General features: G+C 59.6%; 6 protein-coding genes and 1 tRNA gene. 5 read left to right on the plus strand and 2 right to left on the minus strand.

Translation table 11 applies throughout. The annotated features are described in order from the left end of the window. Window positions 1-557: M48 family metallopeptidase (locus tag WBP53_RS06180; RefSeq protein WP_423926999.1), on the plus strand; the 557-nt coding region annotated here is incomplete at its 5' end. Between the two features lie 198 nt (window positions 558-755). Continuing rightward, window positions 756-846: transfer RNA gene (locus tag WBP53_RS06185), tRNA-Ser, on the plus strand. Between the two features lie 341 nt (window positions 847-1,187). Here the strand turns inward: WBP53_RS06185 and WBP53_RS06190 are convergent. Then, window positions 1,188-1,988: an inositol monophosphatase family protein gene (locus WBP53_RS06190; RefSeq protein ID WP_423927001.1), complete on the minus strand. Its 801-nt coding sequence runs from the start codon at window positions 1,986-1,988 to the stop codon at window positions 1,188-1,190. A 330-nt stretch (window positions 1,989-2,318) separates the two neighbouring features. Here WBP53_RS06190 and WBP53_RS06195 point away from each other — a divergent pair, with 330 nt between their 5' ends. From WBP53_RS06195 to WBP53_RS06205, 3 genes are all read left to right on the plus strand, one after another. Then, a complete protein-coding gene (locus tag WBP53_RS06195; protein ID WP_423927003.1) occupies window positions 2,319-3,089 on the plus strand; it encodes an RNA methyltransferase in 771 nt (256 codons plus the stop codon). A gap of 288 nt (window positions 3,090-3,377) precedes the next feature. Further along, window positions 3,378-4,007, plus strand: coding sequence for a DUF47 domain-containing protein (locus WBP53_RS06200; protein ID WP_423927005.1), 630 nt, complete (start codon window positions 3,378-3,380; stop codon window positions 4,005-4,007). Between the two features lie 27 nt (window positions 4,008-4,034). Continuing rightward, window positions 4,035-5,168 carry an anion permease gene (locus WBP53_RS06205; RefSeq protein WP_423927009.1) on the plus strand — a complete coding sequence of 378 codons (1,134 nt, stop codon included), beginning with the start codon at window positions 4,035-4,037 and terminating at the stop codon, window positions 5,166-5,168. Window positions 5,169-5,289: 121 nt separating this feature from the next. Here WBP53_RS06205 and WBP53_RS06210 read toward each other — a convergent pair. Further along, window positions 5,290-5,704: hypothetical protein (locus tag WBP53_RS06210; protein ID WP_423927007.1), on the minus strand; the 415-nt coding region annotated here is incomplete at its 5' end.

The raw sequence follows: 5,704 nt of genomic DNA on the forward strand, positions 1-5,704 counted from the left end.
GGACTGCCTATAAATGGGAAGCAAGCGTCATCCAGTCGGATCAGGCAAACGCGTTCTGCCTGCCTGGCGGAAAAATTGCCGTCTACACGGGAATCCTGCCGGTGGCCAAGAACACCGACGGATTGGCGGTAGTGATGGGTCACGAAATTGCGCACGCTTTGTTGCGACATGGCGGGGAGCGCATGGCACAGCAGAAACTCGTGCAGATTGGATCGATTGCGGCGAGCATGTCGACTGGCGACATGGATCCGGGCCAGCGTCAGATGGTGATGGCCGCGATTGGTGCCGGTGCGCAGTATGGAGTGCTGCTGCCTTTCTCGCGAAGCCACGAATCGGAAGCCGACAAGGTGGGCCTGCTGCTTGCCGCCGCCGCCTGTTTCAATCCGCAAGAGGCGCCGAAGCTGTGGGAGCGCATGGCAGCAATGGGCAAGGAGAAGCCCCCCGAATTCATGTCCACGCATCCTGCCGAAGCCACCCGCATAGATCAGCTCAACAGCTGGATGCTCGAAGCGATGCAGGTTCGTCAGCAGTTCTGCGGGACGACCCCAGCCCAGTAACAGGCAGAAATCAATTCCATCGCCCGTGTGATTCCAGTGCCGCAAGGGGCGGGAAGCTGTCTCATGCGAGGGCCAAGCCAGTTCCGGCCATTCCATCGATCCGCAGATCTTCAGCGCTATCCAGTCCGGATCGTGCCTTGCATGGCGAATCGGCTTGTCAGCCCGGCAAGCTGCCCGTATGATTCGCGGCCCACTTCCGGAGAGGTGGCAGAGTGGTCGAATGTACCTGACTCGAAATCAGGCGTACGTGAATAGCGTACCGTGGGTTCGAATCCCACCCTCTCCGCCAGCTACAGAAAGAGCCCCGAAAGGGGCTTTTTTTGTAGCTGCTGGTGAGTGGTGCGTGGACGAACCCACTGGGGTCGACAAAATCGTCTGGAGCGATTTTGGACAGCCGCAGGCTGGCCCGGAGCGCGAAGCGCGGAGGGTGAGGCTCATGGATGAGCCGAACATATCCCACCCTCTCCGCCAGCTACAGAAAGAGCTCCGAAAGGGGCTTTTTTTGTAGCTGCTGGTGAGTGGTACGTGGACGAACTTGCGCTTTTCTCCAGCTACAGCAAAAAGCCCCTGTTCAAGGGGCTCTTTGCTTTTCAGTTTTCCGGCATCAAGCCAGGCACTCGAATCGGCGATTCACCGAGCCAAGGCGGGAGTCACGTGCGGTCCCATGGTCTTGACCATGGCATCGACAACCTTGAGCCCTCCTGCGACCAGATTTCCGCTCTCGGGAATCCCTTCGCGCCCCTTGAAGTCGCAGTACCTGCCGCCTGCTTCACGTACCAGCAGGCAACCGGCTGCCAGATCCCAGGGTTGCAGGCCGGTTTCGAAATAGCCGTCGACCCGACCGTTTGCAACGTAGGCCAGATCCAGAGCAGCAGAGCCTGTCCGCCGGATGTCTTCGGCCTGACCTAGCAAGGCGCGAGTCATGTCCAGTTGCGCATCAAGATGCTCACGCTGGCGATACGGGAACCCGGTGACCAGCAGGGCGCCTTCCAGTCCGGCCCTGGTGCTGACCCGGATACGACGGTCGTTCAGGTACGCCCCGTCACCGCGACTGGCGGTGAACAGTTCGTCGCGAAGCGGATCGTAGACCACGCCATGCATCGGCTCACCGTTTTCGAGCATCGCGATCGATACGCAAAAATGAGGGAAGCCGCGCAGGTAGTTGTGAGTTCCGTCGAGAGGGTCGATGACCCAGACGTGTTTGCCCTTGCCTTGTGATCCAGATTCTTCTGCAAGGATGCCGTGCCCTGGAAAGGCTCGCTTCAGCTCACGAATGATCTCGGCTTCAGCCGCCCGATCCACTTCCGAGGCGAAGTCCATTCGTTGTTTTTCAACAATCGCCAGGCTGTCCAGGCGATTCATGTAGCGCAGAATAATCTGGCCTGCGGCGCGCGCTGCGCGCACCGCCACGTTTACGGCGGGTCTGGGCATGTTGGTTCCGTCGGAAGTGAGCTGAGAAAGAGCAAGGAGTCGCGATCGAGTCGCGCGCCGGGGCGGGAGGTTACCAAAAACAGGGAGTTGCCGCCAAACTTGCGAGCCAGGGCAGGCCAGGCGTGTCGTGGTACTCGGGGCAAAAGGCGAGACAGGCGGGTTGCTGGCCGCGATAATGGTGCGCTGAAACGGCAGGTTTTTTTATAGCGGTCTCGCAGCGCGATGCCGGGGGTCGCCAGGGGCGAGCCAGCTCGGGCGAATGCGGATTCGACATGCCGGGAGCCAGTTTGCCGATACTGATCGATCACGTCTCGTGGAGCACGTCTTTCAATGGTTGATTCACCCTATCCCCAGGCCGCTACGGAGCGCGTGCGATTCGTACTTTCGAACACCTCGCATCCCGGCAATATCGGTAGCGCTGCCAGGGCGATCCGAACGATGGGGTTCCGGCGACTCAGTCTGGTTTCGCCGGTTTCATTTCCGCATGTGGATGCTCATGTCCTCGCCGCCGGTGCCGACGACGTGCTTGACGCTGCGATTCTCTTCGACTCGCTCGAATCCGCCGTTGGAAGCTGCAGCCTGGTTCTGGGCGCGACAGCTCGACTGCGCGGCGTGGCCCTGGAAGAGCTCTCGCCCGCTGAGGCGGCTGCTCGTGCCATGGAGGCTGCAAGTGCCGGTCGTGAAGTTGCCTATGTTTTCGGCAACGAGACTTCCGGACTCAGCAACGACGAAATCAAGCTGTGCCATGCGGCCGTGCATATCCCGAGTGACCCCAGCTATTCGTCACTCAATCTCGCTCAGGCCGTGCAGGTTCTTGCCTATGAATTGCGCATGGCCGCGTTGGCCGGCACGCCACCGCGCAAAGGCAATACCGACGAGCCTGCGACTGCAGCCGAGCTCGAAGGGTTTTTCGAGCATCTGGCGGCTACCTTGCACGACATCGAGTTCCACAAGGGCCGCTCGGAAACGACGATCATGCAGCGCCTGCGCAGATTGTTCCTGCGGGCCAATCCCGATCAGCGCGAACTTCGGGTTCTCAGGGGCATTCTTGCGGATGCGCAGCGCATGGCGCGCATGACCCGCCAGGACCCGACCGATTGAATGGTCAGCTGAGCACCGGGCAAGACCATCATTGTTGGGGTTCTGGTCAATCTGATCGGCTCAGGGATGTTCCCGACCTGGCCCGGCCGTCACCTCGCGATTCGGCCCAATGAGCGAACTATCCCGTTGGCCTGCCGACGCCTGGATCCTTTGTTTTGCATGGTAGTTGCGCTCGTCGGTGATCCGTGGCGGTAACATTCCTGTAACATTACCCGATGGCCGGCTAGCGGGGTACGCACGGCAGTTCGGGGTCCTGGGATCTCTCTAAATTCGTTTCGGAGCATCTTCATGTTCTCGTTGCAAACCATCTTCGGCAAGGGTGACAAGTTCTACGGACTACTCGAAGCCAGTGCTGAGGCGGCACTCCTGAGCGCACGCGCGCTTGGAACGATGCTGGCAGAGGGCGCGGAAACACCCGCCCTGGATCAGTTCCGTGTTGCCCGCAAGCGAGAGAAGGACCTGTTCGCGCAGATCAATCTGGAGCTGGTCAACACGTTCGTGACTGCACTGGAGCGCGAGGACATCGAAGCGCTGGCTGGTGCGCTCTACAAGATCCCCAAGACGGTGGAAAAATTTGCCGAGCGGCACGCGTTGTTTGCGGACCGCCTGCAGGAGGTCGACTACAGTTCCCAGGCGGCCATGCTGGAGCGAGCCTGCGACGTGATCGTCAGCATGGTTGGCGAGCTTCGCGGCGGTATCAAGCTGGATGTCATGCATGCACTCAACGAGCGCATGCAATCGATCGAATCCGAAGCGGATCGATTGCTGCTGGATCTTTACGGAAATCTCTTTTCCGATTCCGCGGATGCGGCCGGGCTCATGGTGCGCAAGGATCTGTTTGAATTGCTCGAAAAGGCCATTGATCGCTGTCGCGATGCGGGCAACGTGATCTATCACATTGCCCTCAAGAATTCCTGATCGTACTGGCAAGGATTTTCCGTGACCCTGAGCCTGATCCTCGTCTTCCTGGTCATCTTTGTTGCACTCGTTTTCGAGTACATCAATGGATTCCACGACACCGCCAACTCGATCGCAACTGTCGTAGCCACCAAGGTATTGAGCCCGACCCAGGCCGTCATTCTGGCGGCTTTCACGAACCTGATTGGTGCGTTGCTGGGCACCGCCGTGGCGAAAACCATAGCCTCCGGCCTTGTTGATGCCGGCGTCGTCGCCGTGACTCCCCAGGTGCTGATCTGTGCGTTGCTCGGAGCAATAGTCTGGGACTTGATCACCTGGTGGTGGGGTCTGCCTTCGAGCTCATCGCACGCACTGGTGGGTGGACTCTGCGGCGCGGCACTGGCAGCGGCCAACGACAACTGGTCGTCCATTATCTGGTGGCAGGGCGGGGAGCATTGGTGGCAGGGCAAAGGCCTGTTGCCAAAAGTGGTCTTGCCCATGTTCAGCTCACCCATGCTGGGCTTCGTGCTTGGTTTCGCCGTGATGGGGGCGATATTCGCGCTGGTCAATTTCATGTCCAACCGATCAGGGAAGGTCCCGCAGACTCTGTCGAAACCCCGATTCCTGAACGGCTTTTTCGGCAAGGCACAGATCCTGTCAGCGAGTGCCATGGGCTTGTCGCACGGCATGAACGATGCGCAGAAAACCATGGGCATCATCGCTTTGGCGCTGGTCGGCGCAACCTCCGCCGGAACGCTGGACGACCTGCCCAGCTGGCTCTCGTTTCTGCGCGTCGAAGAAGATCCGGACAGTCAGTTCGAAATTGCCGTCTGGATCAAGGTGCTATGCGCGCTGACCATGGCCGCAGGCACCGCGGCAGGTGGCTGGAGAATCATTCGCACGCTTGGGCACAAGCTCGTCAAGTTGCATCCGGTCAATGGTTTTGCCGCAGAGACTGCCTCTGCCAGCGTAATTCTGGCGGCCAGTCATTTCGGAATCCCGGTCTCGACCACGCACAATATTTCTTCGGCGATCATGGGCGTGGGAGCGGCAAAGCGCTTTTCAGCCATCAAATGGACGGTTGTCGAGCGCATGGTCTGGGCGTGGCTGCTGACGATTCCGATCACCGCAATCCTTGCCTGGTTGTTCGTGCGCCTGTTGCAGGCGTTCAATCTCGCCTAGCCTGCGCAGCTGCTGAATCCCGCGGCGAAGCATTTGCTGGCACTCGCGGCCAGCCTGTGCCGCGACCTCAAGCTTCAGCAACGGAATTTGCAGCCACTCCCCACGTGCCATTCCCGACGCGTCATAGCGAATCGCCACCAGATGAAAGAGCCTTTTCAAGCCGGTCGCCCAGCTGCCCCAGCTCAATGATGACGCGATTGAGTTCGTCACCGTGAAGCAGGGGGTAGGGGCGGTTTTCGACCAGATGCAGATAGGGTGATCCGTCGAGATCGCTGATTGCAAGGTAGCCAGTTCGCTGTTCCCAGTTGAATCGCATGCAGCGCGTAGGGTCGACTCCCGTTGCAGGACCAATGGGTGTTGAAATGCGCAGATGCTTCAGGCCATCCTCGCCTTCCATTTCCGCGAGATAGATGCCCTGGTGGCGATCATGTTCAAGGTCCAGATCAAAACTGATCAGGTACGGATCGTTGGTGCGGATGGCGTGCAAGTTGGTGACGTGGGACCTGATTTGTTCAAAGCTTTGCACGGGGCTCTCC

Origin of the sequence: Dokdonella sp. (genome assembly GCF_049593775.1) — a bacterium.
Classification (GTDB): domain Bacteria; phylum Pseudomonadota; class Gammaproteobacteria; order Xanthomonadales; family Rhodanobacteraceae; genus Dokdonella.